We start from the raw sequence: 24,538 nt of genomic DNA, 5'->3' as shown, positions 1-24,538 counted from the left end.
GCTGTATGAAATTTTATCTATTAATTCTATGTACCTTGTTTCTATCATGTTCAGAAGTGAAACAGAAAGAGCCGATAACTTCGCAATGGGAATTTATCAGCATTAATGAAGGCGAAAAGTACGAAGTTGATGCCAAAATGTTGAATAACATCAACAAAGAAAACGGTACTGGTACATTAGAATTTAAGGATAATTTGTCTTTTTCATCGTTGGGAGGCAAAAATAAAAGTGCGGGTACTTATACTTTAAAAAATAACACTTTGGTTATGCAATATTCTAATCTGCCTGAGCCAATAAAGTTTAATTATTCTGTTGTTGACAAAAAATACTTGCTTTTGAGAAATATTGATGGTAAAAAATTAACATGGCTTTATAAAAAAAGTAAATAATGAAAAAAATAGTTTTAGGAATAAGTTTACTGGCTATATTTTCCTGTGGTAAAATTTCTCCAAAAGGAAATTTAGAGAAGAAAGAAATTGATGTTGAAGAATTTGTAAACCTTGATCTTGAAGGAAAGTTTCGTGTATTTTATGCAAGAGGACCGAAAAACTTTGTAGAAGTAGAGACCTACCCAAATATAGCCGGAAATCTGGACATTGATGTGGATGATAAAACCCTTTCCATCAAAGAAAGTCGAAAAACAAAAGGCGTTGATTTCTATAATATCACGATTTATTCAAAATATAATCTGGAAAAAATTTCAATTTCAGATTCTGTGGAAATGAATATTTCGAGTGAAATTAAGACCGACAATTTAAAATTAAATTTAAAAAATTATGCTACTTTTATGGGTTCATTGAACACAAGAAGAGCAGAAATTGATATGCAGAACAAAAGCCGCGCTAATTTTTTAGGTGCAACTAAAGATGCGGTAATAAAAATCTCTGACACTGCAAGTTTAATTGCTCCTTACTGGAAAATTGTCAATTTGAATGTAGATTCTCAAAACGGAAACTACGCAGAAGTCAACGTAAAAGATACATTAAAAGGAACTGTGAAAAATACAGCAAAATTTGTGTATTATAACGATCCTATCAGAGCTTTTAAAGTTGACAAAACAACGAGAGTAGAGAATAAAAAACTGTAATAAAAAAACATATAAAAAAGAAAAAACAATTTTTGGTGAAAGTCAATAATTTTAATAAATGATGAAAAAAATAGCGATAATTTCAATTTTAAACATTTTTTTAATTTCCTGTGTATCCACAAAAGTAAGTTCAAAAAATGATTATGATTATACGGTTTTAAAAAATAATTCAAAATATATTATTGAAACAAAAGACGGTAAAAAAATAAGACAGTTTGAGTTTCTAAATCAAACCGAGAATGCAATTATCGGAAAACAAGAAAATTCAGAAGTTCAAATTGAGAAAAATAATATTGATAAAATTCTAAAGCCAAGTACAGGAAAAACTATTCCTCTGGTTGTAGGAATAGTTGGAGCTGCTGTTTTAATACCGGCTTATGTTGGTAATAAACCTGTTGGACAATAATAAAAAAAATATAAATAATGTCAGAAATATCAACTATTGATAAAGCTAAGTTATGGCTTTCAGATACATTTGATCAGGAAACGAAGGATGCTGTTCAATTGTTAATCGACAGCAATTCTCCTGATTTGGAAGATTCTTTTTACAGAGAATTAGAGTTCGGAACAGGAGGGATGAGAGGAATTATGGGAGTTGGAACCAATCGTTTAAATAAATACACGTTAGGTCAAGCTACACAGGGACTTGCGAATTATATGTTGCAGCAGTTTCAAGGCGAGGAAATTAGCGTTGCAATTGCTTATGACGTAAGAAATAATTCAAAAGAATTCGGAAAATTAGTGGCAGATGTTTTAACAGCAAACGGAATAAAAGTTCTTCTGTTTAAAAATCACAGACCAACTCCGGAATTATCTTTCACTGTTCGTGACAGAAAATGTAATGGAGGAATTGTATTGACAGCCTCTCACAATCCGCCTGAATATAACGGTTACAAAGTATATTGGAATGACGGTGCGCAAATCGTTCCGCCACATGATGAAGCGATTATCAATGAAGTATATTCTGTAAAATTTGAAGAAATTAAATTTGAAGGAAATGATGATTTGATAGAGTGGATCGGAGAGGAGCAAGATGATGTTTATATCGATGCCTGTATCGAAAACTCTTCATATCAAGATGTTGGAAAAGGTAATTTGAATATTGTTTTCACTTCCATTCATGGAACAACTTACACAACTGTTCCGAAAGCTTTGGAAAAAGCTGGTTTCAAAAAGATTGATTTAGTTAAAGAACAAATGATTCCAAGTGGAAATTTTCCGACCGTAGATTCTCCAAATCCGGAAGAACCTGCAGCTTTGGAAATGGCGATGGATTTAGCTAAAATCACCAATGCAGATATCGTAATCGGAACTGATCCCGATGGAGACCGATTAGGAATTGCCGTTAGAAATCTGGAAGGTGAAATTCAATTATTAAACGGAAATCAGTGTAATACTATTTTGACGTATTATATTTTAGATCAGTGGGAAAAACAAGGAAAAATTACAGGAAAAGAATTCATAGGTTCTACAATTGTCACTTCAGATATTTTCTTTGATATTGCTGAAAAATTCGGTGTAGACTGCAAAGTTGGATTAACAGGTTTCAAATGGATCGGAAAAATGATCCGTGATTTTGAAGGCGAGGAAAAATTTGTTTGCGGTGGTGAAGAAAGTTTTGGTTTCATGACCGGAGATTTCGTTCGTGACAAAGATTCTTGCGGAAGTATCATTTTAGCCTGCGAAATTGCAGCTTGGTGTAAAGCCAACGGAAAAACGATGTACGAATATCTGATCGAGATTTATCAGGAAACCGGAATGTATTACGAAGGTTTAATTAACATCGTTAAAAAAGGAAGAGACGGAGCGGAAGAAATTCAGAATATGATGAAGAATTTCCGAGAAAATCCTCCAAAATCATTGGCTGGTTCATTGGTTGAAGAAGTAAAAGATTTTAAAGAGCAGACCAATTTCGTGGTTTCTGAAAATGAAAAACATGTAATGGATGATATTCCGAAGTCTAATGTTTTAATTTATTACACTCAGGACGGAACAAAAGTTTGCGTAAGACCTTCAGGAACAGAACCGAAAATTAAATTTTATGTTTCTGTAAAAGAAACAATCACTTCAAAAGAAGACTTTGAAGAAACGTTAAAAGTTTTGGAAGCAAAAATTGAAGAAGTAAGAAAAGACCTTCAGTTGAATTAAAATAATAAGTTATAAGTTTTGAGTTATAAATTATGAGTGAAAGCATTATTGGAAAGAAAAGTTTTGAGTTCGCTGTAATTATTGTCAATTTTTATAGAAAGTTCACCGTTGATAAAAAAGAATATGTTTTATCTAAACAGCTCTTACGCTCAGGAACTTCAGTAGGAGCAAATGTTCGTGAAGCTTTAAATGCACAAAGTAGATTAGATTTTATACATAAATTATCTATCTCTCAAAAAGAATGTGACGAAACAATTTATTGGCTAGAACTTTTATATGAAACTCAATATATTTCAAAAGAAGAATTTGAAAAATTAAAAAATCCAGCAATGGAAGTTTTAAAAATAATAAGAAGCATTATTATAACCACAAAAAGTAAAAACTCATAATTAAAAAAATTGAGTTATAAGTTTTAAGTTATGAATTATGAGTGAAAGCATTATTTTCACTACTAAGAGACTCATAATTCATAACTCATAATTTATAACATTTAACATCTAATATATAAAAAGTGAAAGTTTCAAAATTAGCAGCGAACCTTATTGGTTCTGAAATTGTAAAAATTGGTAATGAAGTAAATGATTTAAAGGCGAAAGGAGCAGAGATTGCCAATCTTACGATTGGAGATTTGAATTCTAATCTTTATCCGATTCCTGCAGAATTAAAAGAAGAAATTCAGAAAGCGTATCAGAATAATTTAACCAATTATCCACCGGCAAACGGATTGTTATCTTTAAGAAGTGAAGTTTCTAAAGACCTTAAAACAAGATGGAATCTTGATTATTCAGCAAACGATATTCTGATTACAGCAGGTTCAAGACCGTTGATTTATGCCGTATATAAAACAATCGTTGATGAAGGCGATAAAGTAATTTATCCTACACCATCTTGGAATAATAATCATTATGCTTATCTTACTTCTGCAGATGCTGTTGAAGTGAAGACAACTCCGGAAAACAATTTCTTACCCACTGCTGATGATTTGAGACCTCACTTAAGCGGAGCTGTTCTTTTGGCGCTTTGTTCGCCATTAAATCCTACAGGAACCATGTTTACAGAAGCTCAGTTGAGAGAAATCTGTGAAATGATTTTAGAGGAAAACAGCAAAAGAGGAGCAGACGAAAAGCCGTTATATTTAATGTACGATCAGATTTATTCTAATCTTACTTTTGGTGCAAAACACGTTGATCCGGTATCTCTTTTCCCTGAAATGAGAGAATTTACAATTTATATTGAAGGTATTTCAAAATGTCTTGCCGCAACAGGAGTTCGTGTAGGATGGGGATTTGGTCCCGCTCATATTATTGATAAAATGAAAGCTTTATTGACTCACGTTGGAGCTTGGGCACCAAAACCGGAGCAGGAAGCAACTGCAAAATATTTCCAGAATGCTGATAATGTAAATGCATTTATCAATGATTTTAAAGGAAAACTGGAAGCAAGCTTAAAGGTTCTTCACAACGGAATTCAGGATCTGAAAACGAAAGGTTTAACTGTTGAAAGTATTGAACCGATGGGTGCACTTTACTTGACAATCAAGTTAGATTATATCGGAAAGACAAAACCTGACGGAACAGTGATTGAAAATTCTTCTGATTTGGTATTTTATTTAATCAATGAAGCTGGAGTTGCTTTAGTACCTTTCTCTGCATTTGGCGAAGCTAAATCTGAGCCGTGGTTCAGAGCTTCTGTAGGAGGTTTAGATATTAAAGAAATTGAATTGATGCTGCCTAAATTGGAAAATGCTTTAAATAATTTAAAATAATTTTTTAATTTATTGTAGAATTTGAACTTTAAGAAAAATCACATAAATTGCCGAAGGTTTACTTCGGCAATTTTTTTAGGCCGAAATATTTAATTAAAATATTCAGATTTATTAATGAAATTCCAAAGGAAAACTTTTCTTGAAACAAAATGGCTAAGTTATTTCACTTTAGCGATTATCATTTTGGTCATTTTGAGTGTCTGGCTTTCAGGAACAAATTCTCACCGATCTTTATTTCAAAATTCTATTGTTTCAACATCTATTTTAGCCGGAGCATTTTTTATTTTTATCAGTTCAGGATTATATTTTGGTTTGAAACTAAAAGATAATGTCGGGCATATTTTGCATAAAGAAAGAGTTGAAAAATATTCTGATAATATTTCTTTACCAGATGTTTCCGGGTTTGATCCGCCTGCTGTAGGAGACGGAATTGGTGGAGCTATTGCTTCAATTATCTTATGGTTTTTAATTTCAATCGTGTTTGCTTTTCTATTATATTTTCTAGGATTCTTCTTTTGGGCGGCAATTTTATTTTTTGCTGCAATGCTATATTGGATTTTTTTCCGAGCTTTACGATTGGTATTTAAAAATTCAAGAAAATGTAAAGGTGACTTGCTGAAAAGTTTCGCATTTGGATTTTTTTACTCGTTTCTGTACATCTTTTGGATTTACGGAATCATCTTTTTAGTTAATTATTTAAGCTAAAAATCAACTTTTAATAATTTATATTTAAATAAAATGAAAATTATCGCTGTAATTCCTGCGCGCTATGAAGCCAGCCGTTTTCCCGCAAAACTGATGCAGATATTGGGTGAAAAAACAGTCATTACAACTACCTACCAAAATGTTGTGGAAACCGGACTTTTTGACGAAGTATTTGTAGCCACAGATTCTGAAATTATTTTTAACGAAATTGAAAATAATGGCGGAAAAGCTGTAATGACGGGGCAACATGAAACAGGAAGTGACAGAATTGCTGAAGCTGTACAGAATATCGATTGCGATATCGTAATCAACGTTCAGGGAGATGAGCCGTTCTTAAAATTAGAACCTTTACAACAATTGATTGAAGTTTTTAAAGAAGATGAAAACCAGGAAATCTCTTTGGCTTCATTAAAAATAAAACTTCACGAAAAAGAAGAAATAGAAAACCCAAATAATGTAAAAGTAATTACCGATAACAACGGTTTTGCACTGTATTTCAGCCGTTCTGTAATTCCCTTTCACAGAGAAATTTCTTATCAGGTTGATTATTTCAAACATATCGGTGTGTATGCTTTTAGAAAACATGCTTTGCTTCAATTTTCCAAACTGGAAATGAAACCTTTAGAAATTTCAGAAAAAATAGAATGCATTCGTTACCTGGAATATGGTATGAAAATAAAGTTGATTGAAACCAATTTCATCGGAGTAGGAATTGATACGCCTGAAGATCTGGAAAAAGCCAGAAAATTAATTTGAAAATTTGTTTAATTAGATAATTTGAAAATGTTATGTTATCGGCTTTCATTTTCAAATTGCCTCATTTTCAAATTAAAAAAGCCTTATATTTGATTTTATAAATTGATTTAATGAAGAAATTACTCATCGTTTTCGTCCTGATTTTTTCTCAACTGTCTTTTGCTCAGACTGCTAAAGAAATTATTGAAAAAAACATAGAATTATCGGGAGGATTAACCAATTGGAAACTTTTAAATTCAGTATTACTTCAAGGAAAAGTAATTTTAGGAATTAAAGACGAATATCCTATCAAAATATATCAGCAAAGACCCAATTTAACCAAGACTGTCATTACAATAGGAGGAAAAGATACCGCCATTGAAGGGTATGACGGCAATAAAGGGTACGCCATGAATTATGCAGCCAATAAACTTCAGGAGTATAAAGAATATGTTCCCGAAAGCTTTGATAATGATTTTATTGACTGGGAAAATAAAGGTTTTGAAGCAAAATATTTAGGGAAAGAAAAAGTAGGAGAGATCTATTGCCATAAGGTGGAATTGACTAAAAACGTTAATAAAAACTACTATTATTTTGATACTAAGTCATTCATGCTTTTAAAAGAAATAAAAAAAGATGAAACTTTAACGTATTCAGATTACAAAAAGGTCGGGAATTTGATGATGCCATTCAGATTAGAATCATCGAGCACCAAAAAAGACGGCGATTACGTGATGCTTCTCTACAAAGTGGAAATCAATAAAGTATTTCCTGCTAACAATTTTAAATTTTAAATAAATATCTCGAAATGAAGAATTTTTTTATAGTGCTTATTTCTTTTATGGCGTTTTCTAACAGTTGCGCTCAGAAAAAAAGCGAAGTTTCTAAAGTAAAAACAAAACAGGCTATGTCACAAACAATATACGATTACAAAGTAGACGCTCTTGAAGAAGGCAAAACAATCAACTTTGCAGATTTTAAAGGAAAGAAAATTCTTGTTGTAAATACTGCTTCAGAATGTGGTTTTACCCCTCAATACGCAGATTTGGAAAAGCTTTCTAAAGAATATGGTGATAAACTGGTCGTTGTTGGTTTCCCTGCAAATAATTTTGGCGGACAAGAACCGGGAACAAATGTTGAGATTGGTGCTTTTTGTCAGAAAAATTATGGGGTTACTTTTCCTCTAGCAGCTAAAGTTTCTGTAAAAGGAGATGACACCGCTCCAGTTTTCAAATATCTTACTGAAAAACAATTAAACGGAGTAAAAGACACTGAAGTGAAATGGAACTTTACCAAATTTTTAATTGATGAAAACGGAAAGCTAATTGATAGTTTTGTAAGCAAAGTAAAGCCTACAGACGAAGAAATTACCAAATATTTGAAATAATTAATAATTAATTATATTTTTGAAGCGGATTTTTAATCCGCTTTTTTTAATGTTTTACCAGAATCTTTTCTGTCGCTTTCTTGCTGAGAACTTCTGTTTTTCCTGAAATTTCTATGGTAATTGATTTATCGAAATCTTCAATTTTAAGAATTTTAATCTTAGTATTCAGAAGAAGTTTTCTTTCCGTAAGGTAATTAAGAAAGGCATCATCAGATAACGTAACAGAGGCAAAAACTACAGTTTCACCCGCTTTACAGTTACTTAACTGCTGCAGATCCTGTGCAATAATATTTCCGTCTTTATCGGGAATGGGCTCGCCGTGAGGATCAAATTTCGGATAGTCTAAAATCTCATCCATTTTATCGAAGAAAATCTGCGAATGTACATGCTCCAACTGTTCTGCAATCTCGTGCACGTTTTCCCAGCCAAAATTCATCTTTTTCACCAGAAACATTTCGGTAAGACGATGTTTTCTTACCACCAAAGCGGCTTCACGTCTGCCTTTTTCGGTAACTCTAAGCGGTTTATAGGTTTCATAAATCACCCAGTTTTTATCAGCAAATTTCTTCATCATATTATTAACGCTCGGCATTTTTACGTTAAGAAATTTGCTCAATTCATTAATCGTGACTTTTCCTTCATGGTCAACTACATGAAACAAAGCTTTCAGATAATTTTCTTCTGTTAATGTTGTTTTCAAAATGTTAGATGATTTTCATTACAAATCTAACAAAATATTTTTTAAATGTTGGTCTTGTTATTTTAAGATTTTTTAATTTTACACTATGAAATTTTCTTTTAAAAACGATTATTCCGAAGGTTGTCATCCTCAGATTTTAGAATCTCTCCTTCGCGATAATCTCGATCAACAGGCAGGCTATGGTGAAGATGATTATTCTAAAAAAGCTAAAGATTTAATTAAAAATAATATTGAAGTACAGGATGCCGATGTCTATTTTGTATCCGGGGGAACGCAGGCAAATCTGATTGTTATATCATCTATTTTAAGGCCTTATCAATGCGTAATTTCTGCTGCAACCGGTCATATTTTGAATAATGAAACCGGAGCGATTGAAGCAACGGGACATAAAATTTTGAGTATCGAAAAGGAAGACGGAAAACTATTTCCATCAGATATTATTCCTGTTTTGGAGAGCCATCAGAATATTCCGCACCAGGTGATGCCGAAGTTGGTTTATGTATCAAATTCTACAGAGCTCGGAACGATTTATACAAAAAAAGAACTGGAAGATCTTTCAGCATTTTGTAAAGCAAATAATCTATATCTCTTCATGGACGGTGCGCGGTTGGGTCATGCTTTAACCTCAGAAATCAGTGATTTAGAATTAAAAGATATTGCTCAACTGACCGATGTTTTCTATCTCGGCGGAACTAAAAACGGAGCTTTATTAGGAGAAGCAATTATCGTTAATAATAAAATTTTACAGGAAGATTTTGCTTTTAACATCAAACAAAAAGGAGCGTTATTGGCAAAAGGAAGGCTCCTGGGAATTCAGTTTTTGGAGCTGATGCAGAACGATTTATATTTTGAGCTGGCCAAGAATGCCAATCAGCAGGCAATGAAGATTAAAAATGCTTTGTCTGAAAGGGGAGTGCAGTTTCTCTCTGATACTTATACCAATCAGATTTTCCCTATTCTGGACAATCAAATCATTGAAGTTTTATCTGAAAAATTTGAATTTTATGTTTGGAAGAAAGTAGACGAAAATTTATCAGCAATCCGTCTGATAACTTCATGGAATACTAATAATACTGCTGTTGAAGAGTTTATTAAAACTTTTAATGGTGAATTATAAATGAAAATGCAACTCACAAGAGTTGCATTTTTTTATTTAATAACTAAAGCTTTTGTGACCATTTTACAATCAGCTGTTTCAAGTTTTTGCCCGTCTTTATAGGTTATTTTCTTTTCGTCAGCATAACGCATCAATCCGTTTTCATCTTTCTGGCTTCCGATTCCTTCCATTAAAGTATTGTCTTTCTGAATGAAGAAAATATCTCTTTTGCTGGTTGTACCTTCAGACGCAAATTGATAAGTCAGTTTTAAAGTATCACCGGATTTAAATCCAAATAATTCACCTTTTGAACTGTCTTTTTCGCTGTTTTTATAAGCCATTTTTCCAGAAAGTGTGCCTAAATTATCATCAATGCTTACAAAAACACTGTCTTTGCCGGTAACCCCCAAATAACAAAAAGTTTTTGCTCCTAAAGTATCAATTACCGGCTCAGCCGGAGCTTCAAGAGAATCTGTAGTAGCTACAGGTTTTACAGTTTCATTTTTTTTATTACAGCTTATCATCAAAACAGACAATGATCCGAATACAATATACTTTTTCATGATTTCAATATTATGTTAAACATTATAACTGCTAATTTAAACATTGTATTTTTAATCTGAGACAAATTGAAATTTTTCCTTCAAATTCTAATCGCTGAGAATCGCTTAAAAATTTTTTCACTGATATTTTATCGTATAATCAAAATTATAATCAACAGTTTATTTAAGCAAATTCTACAATTAATAAACTTAAAATTTATCTACAATTATATATTTCAGTATATCATTTAAAATTAAAGAGAACTTGAAGAATTTACCATTAATCTGTGAAAACCTGAATAGGCTTTAATTTAATTTTGAGTTTAGGAATAATGCATCTTAAGTACTCTATTCCGTAATTATAAAAAGTCCTATAATTTACACTATGACGGGTCGGAAAGCCTTATTTATCAGAAAGTTATACTAATGTTACTTAGTTTTTAAAACTGTGTTGCATTGTAAACTTTAAAGAAATAATTATGAAGATACATAATTTTATAAATACAAATATCTAACAGCAAAATGACAAAAACAAATTATTAATCTGACAATGTGACCGTTAAAAATAAAAGTTTGAAAAATGAAGTATTAGATAAATCCATTATTAGAGGCAATGTATATAGGTTTTTTTTCCATAGGCATCCGCTACAGAATTTTCATATAACTATTAACCTGGACCAACCTTGTACATTTTTACACAAAAAAAAGCGTCTACAATTGTAAACACTTTTATACTTCTGTATCGTATTGCATTCAGATTATCGATTCACGTTGTACCTCTACAGAGCGTTTAGCCTTTCATCTGAACATATCAAATATACAAATTTCCTATACAATATTTAAAATAATTCTCCTATTTTTTCCTGAAAATATAAAGAAGATTCTTTTAACCTCCTATTCAAAAGACCTTGCACAAATACACCTTTCACATAAACCCAATTTTTAAACTCGCTAATTATCTCAATTTTTTCTCTATTCATATTTATAAACTTTAATAGAGTAGACCTATTAAAAGCTGTTTCTCCAACATTATACACAAACGAAATTAAAGCTACATATTGATTCTCTGGCAATGTTCTATTAATTCTCTTAACGATATTATAATAAATTTTTTCTACTTTTTTTTGTACAAATAATATACTTTCAGTTTTTCCAATTTTATCATATTGCATCACTTTTTTACCACCGCTAAAATATGTCTGACCATAACCTACAGTCCATACACCTCCGCTATCTTTGTACGCATATTCCTTAAAACCTTCTAAATCACATACAAAATCCACAGCTTTTTTACATAAATTTTTATCCATAGTATTTTACTTTTTAGTGTTATCGAAATATTTATCTATTGCTCTACCGATCATTAAAATAGTCAATACGATTAATAATAATGTATTAACATCCTGCTGCTGGTTTTCTATAATTTGTAATAACATCATTGTATTTTTTTTGTGAATTAATAATAAATCTTTGCTACTAAATATGTATCTGCAACCGTCTGTTTTGTGTAGCCCAACATTGCATTAATTGTATCGAACTGATGCCCGAATATTAACTGCTTTCTTATCCAATTATGACGGAATAAGTGTGCGCCTATCTTTTTATTACCACACATTAATTTTCCAACGGGATTGACTTTATCAATAATTCTTTGTAAATTCCTGATATTCATCCAATTAAGATCGCTAGACATGTGCAAACTTTCTAAAAGTTTTAAAGTATTCGCATCTTTAATCTTTTCGATTCTGTTATTATTATTCTTCTGTGGATCAACTATTAACCTTTCTTGCTTGGCATCATAAACTATTCTGTTATAAAACACTTCACCAATTCTGACACCGTAATGATACATAAAGTAAACATGAGGATAGTAATAATTATAATCTCTACGGACATTTTCTAAAATCCGTAGACAAACATTATCGATATCGTGCCTATCTAAACTATTCATAATAAATAAACTATAAAATCTAAATATGTATAAACAAAAGCGGTCACAGAAAATAACCGTAACCGCCAAAACCATAAAACCAAGAAAAACTAAGATAATAGAAGTTTAAACTTCGAAGTATTTGACTGGGTCATATCTGAACTTTCAGACCATAAAGTGGAAACTAACATGCTATCAAAAGGAAGAGATAAATCGTTAAATGTTACAGTTGTAACAGCATTTTCTAACATTGATTGCGTAATTTCTAATTCGGAATATGAAAACTCTGCTGCAGCTGTATCACCAATTACAAGTTTAAGTACATCACCAATATTTGCCGTATTCTTCAATGTAGAATTATTGATAGATAATGTAACAGAATCTGTGTCTTTGCTTACAAGCGAATAGGATAACTCACCTCTTGCGCCTATAGTAGCAAAAGAACCAATCAAGTCACCACCAGCCATTGAATTAATATCAAACATTGCGGTCGTAAAATGCTGTGCATTCTTAGATACATATGTATTATATTGACTACCGTATTGAACTAAAGAAGTTATGCCACTTTTTAAAACGTTACCTAATAATTTCCAAGCTATAACAGCCTTCGAAATAAATGCTCTTTGTCTTTGCTGAGCTGATGTATTCGGATTCGATACTACACTAGCTTTAGACTTCATTATTACTCTACCTTTTTGTGTACTTAATGTTAAATTACCTACACTACCTTTTGCTTGACTAAACAATGCACCACTAATTATTGCCATAATATATTTTTTAAATTAAACCTTTCACTACCTGACGTATAAAAATCGAATGCGACAAACGGAGTTGATTCGGAGTTATTCGGTTATTTTTTTCAAAATTTCCGCTTTCACAGAACCGTTAATTTTTCCGTCATCCACTAAATCGGATAAAATTCTTTCTAAGAATCCTAAAAACCATTTGAAAATTAAATCTTTCATAATACTGCCATTTTGTCATTTCAAATATATGACAAATTGTCACAATTCCAAATATTTTTTTTTTTATTTTTCTTTTTTTAAAAAATATAAAACCATGACCAAAGGGAATACCTACCGGAACATGGCATTTTTTTAGCTGTGGCACAGCATTTTTCCGCACTAAGGCAATAGCTGTACTTCTGCAACAAAGTGAAGATGTACAGATGAAATGAACTATTGCTGTGTGCGGAAAATGCTGTATGTTGTCAAAATGCCATGTGTAGGCGCACGGTGTGCCATTCAGGAAGGGAAAGAAAGGAAAAAGGAGAGGGGCAAAAGGGCTTTGCACGTTGCAAGAGAGCAATTTTGCATAATATCACATTATAGGCAAAAATGGTGAGGGTTTGCCAGTAACGAAGTGGAAGGCAACGGCTAGCGCTGGCACTTTGCGTATAATGTCTATTATGTAACTTTGCGGGGCATTAGCGTTGGAAGCGTTGGCCTATGCGCAATACAACCAGCGCACGAGGCGGCTGTAGACAATTGTTTGAGCCGAAAGGGTACAAGGCTGGGCGGCGAGTTTTGGCTACGTGATGGCAATATGCACGGCAACGTGCAATCATGACAAAACGTACTAATGCTGAGATAATAATGTAGAATCTCTTTGCATTCGAAAGTATGACAAACTGTCCGAAACTTCTGTAAAAATTTTTAACTTTTTTTGATCTGCAACTTTCATTTTTTTGTTTTCCGTAAATAAATAAATATTTCCAAACACTGAAAACACAAGCAGAATTAATAGGAGAGTGGTTTTATTTTTCATCTTAAAGGTTTTTTCAAATATATAAATTAATTCGGATGAAAGTTTTCGTACACCGAATTATTAATATTAATTAAATCAGCAAAATAGAAATCATCTGGAATAAACCTAAAATAATGCATAGAAAAAAAATCCTCATGATAAGAAACTACAGCATCTGGATTATCAGAAATTAAATTTGCTATTTCTAAACTTGAAACATCTTGATAATTTATAGATATAAATAATGCGGAAATATCTCGGGAACAATGCCACGGCAAACGAACTGATTTTGTTTCGTTTTTTGTAATATATTTTGTTAAGTACATAGACAATTTACGCATGCTTTCTACTTTATCCAATCTTTCATTTTTGTTATTTCTTCTTTTACTTTGATACAAATTATCTACGTCTACGCCATTATATTTATTTATAATATTGTTCCGACATACTAATTTTCCTTTGTTTTTTTGAGTTCGTAAACATTCCTTCATAAAATCATTTACCACACCAATTTTCATGTAATTATTAGTTATTAAATGAAAGTGCAAAGTATTGTTTTTCTGACGTTCAGCAACCCAAAGATAAGACTTTAGACCTTCGGATTTTCTACAGCGAGTTAACCAAGTATTTAACAATTGATAAGCTAAATCATCATTGATATTAAGCGGAAAAGTAATTGTATAGAACGCACAGAATTTTTTAGATTTATTCAGCGAAAAGAAATTTAATATTTTATTTCTTATTTTATTTTTTCTCAATCCATAATATCTTATCTCTTTTTCTTTATCAGTAGCGTTTTTCGCCTCATTTTCCATCTTTTCAATAACATCTGTGTCAGAATTTTTCACTTTATCAAATAGAGTATTATTCCAACATTTATATTTTGAACTTCCCGAGAACTGTGACCTGTAACCGTTTTGCTTTATCTCTGCAAAGCCTAACCGTGATAATTGGTAAAACATAAGCAGATTTTTAAAGTAGAAACAATGTTAATTTTTTGTTCTCATAATGATAAGCGGCATTCTCAATTATTTTCCACAAACATTTAGCGGACTTTTCTATAATCAATTGATATGGGACTACACAATTATAATTTTTTTTATTAAGAATTTTACAGTTCTGAACAATCAAATTAATCAATCTATTAAATCTCATTACAATCTGATACAATTCGATTTTTACATTCTGATAGAATTTTAAATCTCTTATTAACTCAAAAATATCCGCAGAATTATTATGGTAAATGTTGTATAAATCATTATTTGACTTGCGTAATGGTTTAATGTGAAAACTAAACGAACTTATTGTATTGTTGACCATTTCAGAGATTGCCAACGTTTCAACAAATAAATGTGAAAGTTTAGCGATAAAATCAAAAGCTTTTCGCTTGCTGGTAAATTCTACGGTGTTGCCAAGTTCGAAAAGTAAACAATACTTTTTCTTTTCAGGAATAAATTTAAATGACTTTGATAAGTCGTAAGGTGCAATTTGATACATTGTAATTTGTGTTTTTATTAAACATTAATATACATCTGTATCTTCATTTTTCCAAAAGTCCTATAATTTACATTATGTTAAATTGGATATTTTTTCAAGTTTAGATACATTCAACTTTCATCTTCAAATTAATGAGATGCCGATTTTGAAAATATATTGATAATCACTACTCCGATTATAATCAAAAGAATTCCAAGTATTGCAGGAAGATCAAGAGTTTGTTTATAAACAAAATACCCAACCAAAGAAATTAAAACGATTCCCACGGCCGACCAAATTGCATACGCAATTCCGATTGGAATAACTTTTATGGCGTGTGTGAGCAAATAAAATGAAGCTGACATTGCTACGACAAAAATTACACTTTGCAAAGGTTTTGTAAATCCTTCAGATGCTTTTAAAAAAGATGTTGCGACAGATTCGAAAAGTATCGCAAATGCCAGAAATATATAGTTCTTCATGTGTAGGTTTTATTGATAATTTTGTTTTAATAGATCATTTAATCCGTGCTTATCAAAAAGTATTTTTCCGATTTCCATTTTAGACCAGCCTTCTTTTAGCTTATAAGTAAATGTTAAATTATTCTCTGTAAGAAAAGATTCCAAATGTAGCAACATAATATTTTTATTGTTCACTAAATAATTTTCTATCAGATTTAAATGTGTTGAAAAAATAAACATTGAATTTTCGTATTTAGATAATCCTTCAATAGTATCGACCGTTATTTTGGCAGCATCATTAATATTGGTTCCATTAAATATTTCGTCGAAGACGACAAAACAGTTTTTTGTTTTCAACTCTTGAAGTACATTTTTCAGATTTACGATTTCCTGCATAAAATGGCTGTAACCTTCTTTCAGATTATCGTTTACAGAAAAATGCAAAAATATACTTTCATAAAACGGAATATTACAATTCTCAGCCGGAACAGCAACTCCTAAATGAGCAAGCAAAACAATAATGCTTATCGATTTCATGGCGGTTGATTTTCCGGACATGTTGGCTCCTGTAAATATAATTGTATTGTTCTCCTTTACTTCAATAGTATTTTGAACCGCATTTTTTAAGTCTAAATGATAAAAATGCTCAATCGTAAAACTGGCATCAGAATTAAATTGAGGAAATTTTAAATTGTTTTGTTTTATTCCTTTTGCGATGCTTGAATAAACATCAAACATGTAGAAAAAATTCCAGAATGAAATAAAATTTCCGTTTTTAACTTCAGCTTCTATTGTGGTTAAGATATTTTTTCTTTGTTTGAAATCCAAGACTTTATGGTGATATTCATTTACAGATAAAGAATCGATAAATTGAGTATACTTATCAATCTCGTCAGAATAATCTTTACAACAGTCTGATTTCTGAAAGTTTTTTAACATAACCCCAAAACGATAAAAAAACTCAATAAACAAAGCAATATTATTATTGGTTTGGTTGAAAAACTCTCTGTACATAATTTTTGTCAACAGATTATAATTGTCGGTGTTAACCTCACCTAAAAACTTTTGAATCGATGAAACGATATTTTCACTACTCTTATAATCATTGATAAGCTGGAAGTTTTCTAAAAACATCTTCAGCTTTTGCTGAGTGTATAAAGTTTGATTTTTGTTAAAGCTTTTTTGATTGAAAAATGATGCTAAATACTGTTTAGATTTTCTGGTTTGGGTAAAATTAAAATGCGATATTATCTCAGAAATATTTTCCATAATTCATTTGTGTTGATCGATTTAATCTTTTATTTCTAAAAATTTACCACAATTTTCCCTACCGTTCTCCCCTTTTCCAATTCTTCATGAGCATCAGACATTTCTTTGAAGTGATATGTTTTATAAATATGAGGCTTTAAAAATCCTTTTTCTAACAGTTCAGCGAGTTTTTGCATATCATTTCCATCAGATTGAACTATCATTTTAAATCCTTTTCCTTTTACAGAAGCTGCTTTTTCTTCAACATCTTCATTCAAGCCACTTGGAATACTAATCAGAATCCCTCCTTCTTTCAGAACTTTCACAGAATAATCAATATTTTCACCACCGATAGTATCTAAAATAAAATCAAACTTTTCTTCGGAATTTTCCCAATCATAATTTTTATAATCAATATGTTGATCTGCTCCTAAACTCAAAACAAATTCTTTGTTTTTGGCAGATGAAGTTCCAGTTACAGAAGCTCCCAAATATTTTGCGATCTGAACTGCAAAATGCCCGACTCCACCCGATCCTGCATGAATCAAAACGTTTTGACCTTCTTTCAGTTCAGCTTTTTCAATTGCCTGAAAAGCGGTTAACGCTGCTAAACTTGTTGCTGCAGCTTCTTCAAAATTGATGTTTTTTGGTTTAAAAAAAATATGATTTTCAGAAGCAGTGGCAAACTGAGAATAGGCTTTTCCATGTCCGGGAAAATTAATCATTCCAAAAACTTCGTCATTCATTTTAAACTTCGAAGAATTGGTTTCAACTACAATTCCAGATATATCCCAACCTAAAATCAAAGGATTTTCGTCTTTCAATTTTTGAAAAGCTCCTTTGCCTGAACGGGTTTTTACGTCTATTGGATTGATACTTATTGATTTTACTTCAACTAAAACTTCACCTTGTTTAATAGTTGGTTTTTCTATTCCCGTAAGTTTTAAATTTTCTGTTCCGCCTGCATTTTCTAAAATAATTGCTTTCATATTTTAATTTTAGATTGGTTTAAATTTTATACTTCTGTAAATAATATGTGCTTAAATGCTTCTGAAGCAAGATGTACCTGAACCGACCAATCATCTGCTGCATCGCTTCCTGCATCATCCGAAATATATTTTAAACATAGAAAAGGTATGTTTTCCTGCATCGCAATCAACGATAAAGGATAAGCTTCCATATCGATAACATTGTATTCTGTATTGATGTGATTCATCTCAAAACTGTCACCACTTCCACAAATTCCTTCTTTCAGATGATCCATTTTCAGTCCGTTTTCCAAAATTATAGGAATACCTGAAAGTGGAGTCTCAAATTTCTTGAAACCTAAACCTTGGGCATCCATGTCTCTCTGGATAAATTTGGTACAGCAAATTACGTCTCCTTTTTTAAAGCCGTAACCGCCTGCTGAACCAAGATTGACAATCAGTTTTGGTTTTTTTTCGTGAATTGCTTTTGTTAATGCAATGGCTGCATTTACTTTTCCTATTCCGGTAATTGATTTTCGGGTGTGATCAAATACTTTTCCTGCTTCTGAATCTAATGCAAAAACAAAAAGAGTTTCGGAAATTGGATAGCTCAATTCTTTATTTAATGTAATCATGACTATATTATGTTAAATTGAACAACCATCTGCATCACAAGAAAGATTGTTTTGCGTATTATCTTTAAAAGGAACAACCGTTTCTTCGTAAGTTTGTGTCAGGGCATTTTTTAAAACTTCTGCAGGTTGTGCGCCCGACACGCCATATTTACCATTCAAAATAAAAAATGGAACTCCAGAAATCCCATTGTTTCTGGCTTCCAAAATATCCTGATTGATTTCGTAATCAAATTCTTCAGACTGTAAAGATCTTTTTGATTCTTCAGCGTCAATGCCCAAAGAAACGGCCAAAGAAACAAGCGTATCAATGTCGCCCACATTTTTCCCATCCAGAAAATGAGCTTTAAACAACTCCTCCTCCATTTCTGAAGATTTGTTATATTTTTTAGCTAAATGAAGAAGTTTATGAGCAGTAAACGTATTGGTAATCAAAGCTTTTTCGAAATTAAAATCAATTCCTGAAGCTTTTCCCATCTGTATTACCTGATTAGTCATTTGTTTTGCCTGCTCTTCCGGGAAACCTTTTTTCTCTCTGAAATATTCTGCCGTTGTTTTTGTTTCAGAATGCTCTAAAGTTGGGTCAAGCTGAAAGCTCTTCCACTCTACTTTTACTTCATCTTTGAAGGGCAAATTTTCTAAAGCCTGTTCAAAATTTTTCTTTCCAATATAGCAAAACGGACACATCACATCTGACCAGATTTCTATTTTCATATTTTTAAATTTTAATAAATTAATAATAATGATTCTTTTTTTTACCAAGAAAAACATGAGTTAAAAAATTGAATTATCAAAATCATTAGCTTGTCAAAGTTAGCCTATCTGCCGGATTGTAAAAAATTAAGCCGATTTATTCTTTGCATAATTGTAATGTTTTGTGTTTTTTCTCTACTATTTTTCTTAAAATTATCATTAAGAAAGCAAGAACTCCAAAAACAAGACTTATCCAGGGATTATATTCAACGCCTTTATTTACAATCATAAATCCACCTAAAGTCGTTCCTAATGTAACACCTAAATTTCCGAATGATGTAGCGAGACTGTTGGCAAATTCCATAGATTGAGGAACAGACGAAATCATGTAGGTTGAAGCGTTGAGAAAACTCGGAGAATAGAGAAAGCCCCATATTCCGATCACAAGAATATTGGCAACGAAGTTTTCTTCTGAAAAATACAACAAAACAGGTATTAAAATAGTTCCTGAAAGAAAAAAAGCTGTTGTTTTCACGATGCTTTTCCCTAGCATTTTCCCGGCAACCCAATTGGCAAATACTCCGATAATTCCAAATAAAAAGAGCATATAACTTATCATGGTCATATCCATTCCTTTGGCTTTATTAAGGTAATCTGCAAAATAACTGTATGTGGAAAACCATGCTGTGATCATGAAAAAATTCATTGCCGTACTGATAATAAATGTTGGCTGTACTAATATTGTTAACTGACTTCCGTATGATTTCTTTTCTTTTACCGGAATGGGTGGTAATGAAAAGTAAATAACAAATAAAGCAATTAGGCTTACAATTGTCTGAACGATGAATGAAGATTCCCACGAATATAAGCTTGAAAGCCAGGTGGCAAAAGGAACTGTGGTAACCATCGCAATTGCAACACCGCTAAAAACAATACTCATCATTTGATTTTCATATTTTTTATCAACTTTAGATATGGCAACAGACAAAGCGGTAGCAATATAAACCGGCTGCAAAAATGCAGGAAGTATTCTCACAATCATTAAAAGCCAAAAAGGTGGTGATAATGAAGAGACAATTCCTGTAATCAAAAAAATGGAAATTGCTGTGAGCATTACTTTTCTGCGATCGAATCCGGAGGTAAGTAATGTCATGAAAGGTCCGGTAAGGGCAATAATCAAGGCAAAAGCACTTAATAAATATCCGGCTTTGTCGATACTGATTTTGTAATGTTCGGCAATTTGAGGTAAAATTCCTATTACGCCAAACTCGGTTGTAATGACTGCTATAAATCCTAAACATCCTATGTATGCAAACTTCTTCATATAGGTTTTTATTTTTGTAAATCTTTAGTTATAAATTCAGCGATTTCTATTGGCGCCAAGTGTTTCAGGTAAAATTAATGACACAAAATTAATCTGAAACCCTAACTTTGCACTTTACACAGCTAATTGTTTGGTACTAACAAATTTGTAAGTAATGGGAACAAAAAAAGAAAACTCAACGAATAGTATTAATGCTCAATATCTTACGCAAGAATGTGATTTGACGTATGCAGTATGTAAAATCGGTGGCAGATGGAAGCTTTTGATTTTATGTAAACTTGAAAATGGAAAACTGCGTTTCAGTGAAATTCGTAGAAGAATCCCAGGAATAACCGAAAGAATGCTTACCCTTCAGTTGAGAGAAATGGAAAAAGATGGATTGGTCAAAAGAACCGTCTATGCTGAAGTTCCTCCAAGAGTTGATTATGAATTAACAGAAATCGCAGAAGAGCTGGTTCCCATTTGGAAACAACTAGATCAATGGGGGAAAAAGCACAGAGAACTTATTCAGAGCCAAATAGTACCAGTTGAATGTAATCATGAAAATTAAATAATTTTAGATTTTAAACTTACTTTTCTACTGAAAATTATATGTGCAATTAATGCCAGCAATCCCATTGTAATCCCTACAAGACAAACACCTTCCCATTGTGCATATTGCCACGCCAGAGAAGCGAAAAAAGTCCCAAGCGAACCACCAATAAAATAAGAAACCATATAAACAGTATTCAAACGATTTACGGCATTCGTTTTCAATAAGAAATAATTGGTTTGATTCATAATGTGACTAGATTGTACGCCAAGATCAATCAAAATTACGCCGATAATTAATCCCCAATATGTATTTCCTGCAAAATAAGTGAATCCCCAACTTCCGATCAGGATTAAAAGAGCATATAAAATAATACGGTTGATACTCATTTTATTTTGTAAGCTTCCCACTTTTGCGGCTGCCAAAGCTCCTACAGCTCCTGCCAATCCAAAACTTCCTACAACAGAAGCTCCGACCTCAAAAGGCGGTCTTTCCATATGAAAAACCAAGGTTGTGAACAATGCGCACATCGATCCGAATGCCATCGCGCCACGAAAAGATGCCAATTGCAAAACAGGTTGTGTTTTTGCCAATTGCAGTACAGAATTCATCAGTTCAAGATAAGTTCCTTTGAAATTTGGTTGTAATTCCGGAAGCATTTTATACACAAAAACCCAGACCAAAAGCATTAAACCTGCAGCAATTCCAAACATAGATCTCCAGCCCCAAAGTTCACCTACGATTCCACCTACAAAACGGGAAAGTAAAATTCCTAATAACAATCCCGAAACAACCAATCCGATATTGGCTGCTTTGTCTTTTTCTGAAGATAATTCGGCAGCGATGGGAACAAATAATTGAGGAATTACCGAAGTCGTTCCGATCAATAAACTTGCAGCGTACAGCATCCACAATTCTGTGGCAAATGTCATCCACAAAAGTGCAGCGAAAACTAAAACCAGATCAATTAAAATTAATTTTTTCCTTAGAAATTTGTCTCCTAAAGGAACAATTAGCAGTAAACCAAAAGCGTAACCGAGCTGTGTAAGCACAGAGATTTTTCCTGCCGCACTTTCACTCACTGAAAAATCTTTTGCAATAAGTCCCAACAACGGTTGGTTATAATAATTATTGGCAACGACAAGGCCTGAAATAATTGACATTGACCAAATTACAGTTTTGGAAATGCCTGATTGAGTAGAATTGAGCATGAAAATTTAAGTTTGAAAATCTCCTTTAATGAGAAAACTTAAGTAAAGATAGTGATTAACAGATTATTTCTAATAGGTGCGTATTAAAAAAATATTAAATGTAAAAGATTTTAATAGCAATAAAAAACATTCAAAAATGTATATTTGAAATTCTAAAAAATTCACAGAATAATGATTTCAAAAAAGATAATTTCTGCATTTCTTATTTTTTCTTTTACCACCAATATTTTTTCACAAACTCATAAAAACTGGCAAAATAAAATTGACAGTATTATACAGATTGAGACACCTGTACATTTTAACGGAGTCATTCTGATTAATAAAAAGGGGAAAACGGTTTATTCTAAAGCTTTCGGATTTTCAGAAATTGAAAATAAAACTCCGATCAAAATGAATGACCAGTTTGAAATCATGTCAAATACAAAACAAATAACATCTGTTTTAGTTTTAAAAGAAGTGGAAAAAGGAAAAATTAACCTTCACGCTCCTATCAAAAAATATTTACCTTTTTTGAAGCAAACCTGGGCAGATTCTGTAACGGTTCATCAGCTTCTGAATCATACTCACGGAATCGTGGATGTTGAAAAACCATTGGTTTTCAAGCCTGGAACTGATTTTAAATATGGAAATCTTTCGAATATACTTTTGGGAAAAATCGTTGAAAATGTATCCAAAAAAACATACCGAGAATTAGCTGCGAAATTGTTTAAACAACTTAAAATGAATGATACGTTCTGTTATTCTGCATCGGATAAACGGAATCTGGTTTTTGGCTACATCAATAAAGAAAATAAATTTTCGAAAGTAGAAAACTCGATGATCAATGACGAAAATTTACCCGCAGACGGAGTTATTTCTACTGCACATGATTTAGTAATTTGGAATAACCAACTTCATAAAGGTAAAATTTTAAGTGCTGCATCTTATCGATTGATGGTCTCAGAATCTGCAAAATCACAGCACGATGTTTTTGGAAAAGAGAAAATGGGTTATGGTTACAATATCAGAATTGCTGAAACCAATGGAATACAATATCTTGGTCACACAGGATTAGGCGACGGTTTTTCTTCGCTGAATATTTATATTCCCAAAGCAGATTTACATATTATTGTTCTTGAAAATCAGATGAATGATAACAGCGATTTGTTTTATTATACTGAAAAATTAATTAAAGATATTATTTTTGAGACTGAACTTGTAAAGTCTTCCCGCTAAAATTTAATTGAAAGATTTCCTAAATTCTAAAGGCGAAATATCAGTTTTGGATTTAAATAATTTATTAAAAGATTGTGAATGTTCAAAGCCCAATTCGTAAGCAATTTCGCTTACAGTAAGATCGGTTGTTGACAATTTTTCTTTTGCTTTTTCTATCAGTTTTTCGTGAATAATCTGTTGTGTAGTTTGTCCGGTTAATGATTTCAGAAGACTACGCATATATTGAGGCGACATATTCAGCTTTTCTGAGAGAAACTGAACACTTGGCAACACTTGCTCTTTTATATCATCACTTTCAAAATAATCATTAAGAAGATTTTCCAGTTTTTCTAAAAACTGATGATGCGCTTTTTGGCGTGTAATAAACTGACGCTGATAAAAACGTTCAGAATAGTTGAGAAGTGTTTCGAGTTGGGAAATTATAATATTCTGACTGAATTTATCAATATTTGTCTGATATTCCTGCTTGATATTCTCGATAATCTGCTGAATTTTCACTTCTTCATCTTCTGATAAAAACAAAGCTTCATTTACAGAATAATCAAAGAACTCATATTTTTTGATCGCAGAAGCCATGGGTGTATTCCAAAGAAAATCCGGATGAATCATCAGCATCCATCCGGAAGGGTTTTTACCTTGTTCTTCTCTTATTACACTTAAAATTTGATGTGGCGCCATACAAAACATTACACCTTCATCGAAATCATAATCCTGTTGCCCATATCTGTATTTGTGAGTCATATCTCTTTTTACAGAAACCATATAAAAATCAAACATTAAATTTTGTCTGCCAATCACTGAAGTTTCTGCCATATCTTCAAAATTGATCACGCTGATTAATGGATGCTTTGGTTTTGGTAAACCTCGCAAAGTATGAAATTCGGAAATGGTTTTTAATCTTATCGGTTGATTATCAGACATGATTGTAAGTTTTTTA

29 protein-coding genes are annotated in these 24,538 nt (G+C 32.0%); 13 read left to right on the top strand and 16 right to left on the bottom strand.

Annotation, left to right across the window (positions count from 1 at the left end; translation table 11 throughout):
• The first annotated feature begins 5 nt into the window (after positions 1–5).
• The 10 genes from EG358_RS12615 to EG358_RS12570 all read left to right on the top strand — a co-directional run bounded on the left by EG358_RS12615 (position 6) and on the right by EG358_RS12570 (position 7,827).
• On the top strand, positions 6–389 hold the full coding sequence (locus EG358_RS12615) for a hypothetical protein (protein ID WP_123890103.1): 384 nt from the start codon (positions 6–8) through the stop codon (positions 387–389).
• On the top strand, positions 389–1,087 hold the full coding sequence (locus tag EG358_RS12610) for a GIN domain-containing protein (RefSeq protein ID WP_076558626.1): 699 nt from the start codon (positions 389–391) through the stop codon (positions 1,085–1,087). Before EG358_RS12615 ends, EG358_RS12610 begins: the two co-directional genes overlap by 1 nt.
• 58 nt (positions 1,088–1,145) lie before the next feature.
• A complete protein-coding gene (locus EG358_RS12605) occupies positions 1,146–1,493 on the top strand; it encodes a hypothetical protein (RefSeq protein WP_076558624.1) in 348 nt (115 codons plus the stop codon).
• Positions 1,494–1,519: 26 nt separating this feature from the next.
• On the top strand, positions 1,520–3,235 hold the full coding sequence (locus tag EG358_RS12600; protein WP_076558828.1) for a phospho-sugar mutase: 1,716 nt from the start codon (positions 1,520–1,522) through the stop codon (positions 3,233–3,235).
• A 32-nt stretch (positions 3,236–3,267) separates the two neighbouring features.
• Entirely contained in the window at positions 3,268–3,624 is a 357-nt protein-coding gene (locus EG358_RS12595) for a four helix bundle protein (protein ID WP_076558622.1), read from the top strand.
• Between the two features lie 122 nt (positions 3,625–3,746).
• Entirely contained in the window at positions 3,747–5,000 is a 1,254-nt protein-coding gene (locus EG358_RS12590) for a pyridoxal phosphate-dependent aminotransferase (RefSeq protein ID WP_076558620.1), read from the top strand.
• A gap of 114 nt (positions 5,001–5,114) precedes the next feature.
• Positions 5,115–5,705 (top strand): hypothetical protein, encoded by a 591-nt coding sequence (locus EG358_RS12585; protein WP_076558618.1) that lies wholly within the window; start codon positions 5,115–5,117, stop codon positions 5,703–5,705.
• 33 nt (positions 5,706–5,738) lie between these two features.
• Positions 5,739–6,461, top strand: coding sequence for a 3-deoxy-manno-octulosonate cytidylyltransferase (kdsB, locus tag EG358_RS12580; protein WP_076558617.1), 723 nt, complete (start codon positions 5,739–5,741; stop codon positions 6,459–6,461).
• Between the two features lie 110 nt (positions 6,462–6,571).
• Positions 6,572–7,234, top strand: coding sequence for a histidine kinase (locus tag EG358_RS12575; RefSeq protein ID WP_076558615.1), 663 nt, complete (start codon positions 6,572–6,574; stop codon positions 7,232–7,234).
• A 14-nt stretch (positions 7,235–7,248) separates the two neighbouring features.
• A complete protein-coding gene (locus EG358_RS12570) occupies positions 7,249–7,827 on the top strand; it encodes a glutathione peroxidase (RefSeq protein ID WP_076558613.1) in 579 nt (192 codons plus the stop codon).
• 46 nt (positions 7,828–7,873) lie between these two features.
• On the opposite strand, the gene EG358_RS12565 is transcribed toward EG358_RS12570, so the two are convergent.
• Positions 7,874–8,527: a metal-dependent transcriptional regulator gene (locus EG358_RS12565; RefSeq protein WP_076558611.1), complete on the bottom strand. Its 654-nt coding sequence runs from the start codon at positions 8,525–8,527 to the stop codon at positions 7,874–7,876.
• 85 nt (positions 8,528–8,612) lie between these two features.
• Between EG358_RS12565 and EG358_RS12560 the strand changes: the two genes are divergently transcribed.
• The gene (locus EG358_RS12560; protein WP_076558609.1) at positions 8,613–9,644 is read left to right on the top strand and encodes a threonine aldolase family protein; all 1,032 of its coding nucleotides are present in this window, start codon (positions 8,613–8,615) and stop codon (positions 9,642–9,644) included.
• Positions 9,645–9,676: 32 nt separating this feature from the next.
• Here the strand turns inward: EG358_RS12560 and EG358_RS12555 are convergent, their stop codons facing one another.
• The 13 genes from EG358_RS12555 to EG358_RS12500 form a co-directional block, all read right to left on the bottom strand.
• A complete protein-coding gene (locus EG358_RS12555) occupies positions 9,677–10,186 on the bottom strand; it encodes a hypothetical protein (protein ID WP_076558607.1) in 510 nt (169 codons plus the stop codon).
• 818 nt (positions 10,187–11,004) lie between these two features.
• On the bottom strand, positions 11,005–11,475 hold the full coding sequence (locus EG358_RS12550; RefSeq protein ID WP_076558605.1) for a lysozyme: 471 nt from the start codon (positions 11,473–11,475) through the stop codon (positions 11,005–11,007).
• A gap of 146 nt (positions 11,476–11,621) precedes the next feature.
• Complete coding sequence (locus tag EG358_RS12545) at positions 11,622–12,116, bottom strand: hypothetical protein (protein ID WP_115596429.1); 495 nt, start codon at positions 12,114–12,116, stop codon at positions 11,622–11,624.
• Between the two features lie 89 nt (positions 12,117–12,205).
• Positions 12,206–12,862, bottom strand: coding sequence for a DUF6266 family protein (locus tag EG358_RS12540; RefSeq protein ID WP_076558602.1), 657 nt, complete (start codon positions 12,860–12,862; stop codon positions 12,206–12,208).
• 75 nt (positions 12,863–12,937) lie between these two features.
• Positions 12,938–13,060, bottom strand: coding sequence for a hypothetical protein (locus EG358_RS19905; protein ID WP_262487802.1), 123 nt, complete (start codon positions 13,058–13,060; stop codon positions 12,938–12,940).
• Positions 13,061–13,888: 828 nt separating this feature from the next.
• On the bottom strand, positions 13,889–14,803 hold the full coding sequence (locus EG358_RS12535) for a rolling circle replication-associated protein (RefSeq protein WP_076558598.1): 915 nt from the start codon (positions 14,801–14,803) through the stop codon (positions 13,889–13,891).
• Positions 14,804–14,813: 10 nt separating this feature from the next.
• Complete coding sequence (locus tag EG358_RS12530) at positions 14,814–15,338, bottom strand: hypothetical protein (RefSeq protein ID WP_076558593.1); 525 nt, start codon at positions 15,336–15,338, stop codon at positions 14,814–14,816.
• A 128-nt stretch (positions 15,339–15,466) separates the two neighbouring features.
• Positions 15,467–15,799 (bottom strand): DMT family transporter, encoded by a 333-nt coding sequence (locus EG358_RS12525; RefSeq protein ID WP_076558591.1) that lies wholly within the window; start codon positions 15,797–15,799, stop codon positions 15,467–15,469.
• Positions 15,800–15,808: 9 nt separating this feature from the next.
• Positions 15,809–17,047 carry a MutS-related protein gene (locus EG358_RS12520; RefSeq protein ID WP_076558589.1) on the bottom strand — a complete coding sequence of 413 codons (1,239 nt, stop codon included), beginning with the start codon at positions 17,045–17,047 and terminating at the stop codon, positions 15,809–15,811.
• Positions 17,048–17,082: 35 nt separating this feature from the next.
• Positions 17,083–18,015, bottom strand: a complete 933-nt coding sequence (locus EG358_RS12515) for an NADP-dependent oxidoreductase (protein ID WP_076558587.1) — start codon at positions 18,013–18,015, stop codon at positions 17,083–17,085.
• A 26-nt stretch (positions 18,016–18,041) separates the two neighbouring features.
• Positions 18,042–18,629 carry a 5'-methylthioadenosine/S-adenosylhomocysteine nucleosidase family protein gene (locus EG358_RS12510; protein ID WP_076558585.1) on the bottom strand — a complete coding sequence of 196 codons (588 nt, stop codon included), beginning with the start codon at positions 18,627–18,629 and terminating at the stop codon, positions 18,042–18,044.
• A 12-nt stretch (positions 18,630–18,641) separates the two neighbouring features.
• Positions 18,642–19,340 carry a DsbA family oxidoreductase gene (locus EG358_RS12505; RefSeq protein WP_076558825.1) on the bottom strand — a complete coding sequence of 233 codons (699 nt, stop codon included), beginning with the start codon at positions 19,338–19,340 and terminating at the stop codon, positions 18,642–18,644.
• A 136-nt stretch (positions 19,341–19,476) separates the two neighbouring features.
• Entirely contained in the window at positions 19,477–20,643 is a 1,167-nt protein-coding gene (locus EG358_RS12500) for an MFS transporter (RefSeq protein ID WP_076558583.1), read from the bottom strand.
• A gap of 154 nt (positions 20,644–20,797) precedes the next feature.
• Here EG358_RS12500 and EG358_RS12495 point away from each other — a divergent pair, with 154 nt between their 5' ends.
• Positions 20,798–21,193 carry a winged helix-turn-helix transcriptional regulator gene (locus tag EG358_RS12495; protein ID WP_076558581.1) on the top strand — a complete coding sequence of 132 codons (396 nt, stop codon included), beginning with the start codon at positions 20,798–20,800 and terminating at the stop codon, positions 21,191–21,193.
• Here EG358_RS12495 and EG358_RS12490 read toward each other — a convergent pair.
• Complete coding sequence (locus tag EG358_RS12490) at positions 21,190–22,338, bottom strand: MFS transporter (RefSeq protein ID WP_228421276.1); 1,149 nt, start codon at positions 22,336–22,338, stop codon at positions 21,190–21,192. The two genes, EG358_RS12495 and EG358_RS12490, sit on opposite strands and share 4 nt — an antisense overlap.
• A gap of 219 nt (positions 22,339–22,557) precedes the next feature.
• On the opposite strand from EG358_RS12490, the gene EG358_RS12485 reads away from it, so the two are divergent.
• A complete protein-coding gene (locus tag EG358_RS12485; RefSeq protein WP_076558577.1) occupies positions 22,558–23,601 on the top strand; it encodes a serine hydrolase domain-containing protein in 1,044 nt (347 codons plus the stop codon).
• Positions 23,602–23,604: 3 nt separating this feature from the next.
• Here the strand turns inward: EG358_RS12485 and EG358_RS12480 are convergent, their stop codons facing one another.
• Positions 23,605–24,522 (bottom strand): helix-turn-helix domain-containing protein, encoded by a 918-nt coding sequence (locus EG358_RS12480; protein WP_076558575.1) that lies wholly within the window; start codon positions 24,520–24,522, stop codon positions 23,605–23,607.
• Positions 24,523–24,538 lie beyond the last annotated feature (16 nt).

It is taken from the genome of Chryseobacterium indoltheticum (assembly GCF_003815915.1).
Taxonomy (GTDB): Bacteria; Bacteroidota; Bacteroidia; order Flavobacteriales; family Weeksellaceae; genus Chryseobacterium; species Chryseobacterium indoltheticum.
Note: the sequence above shows the minus strand (reverse complement) of the source record. Positions and strands in the feature narration are given on the sequence as shown.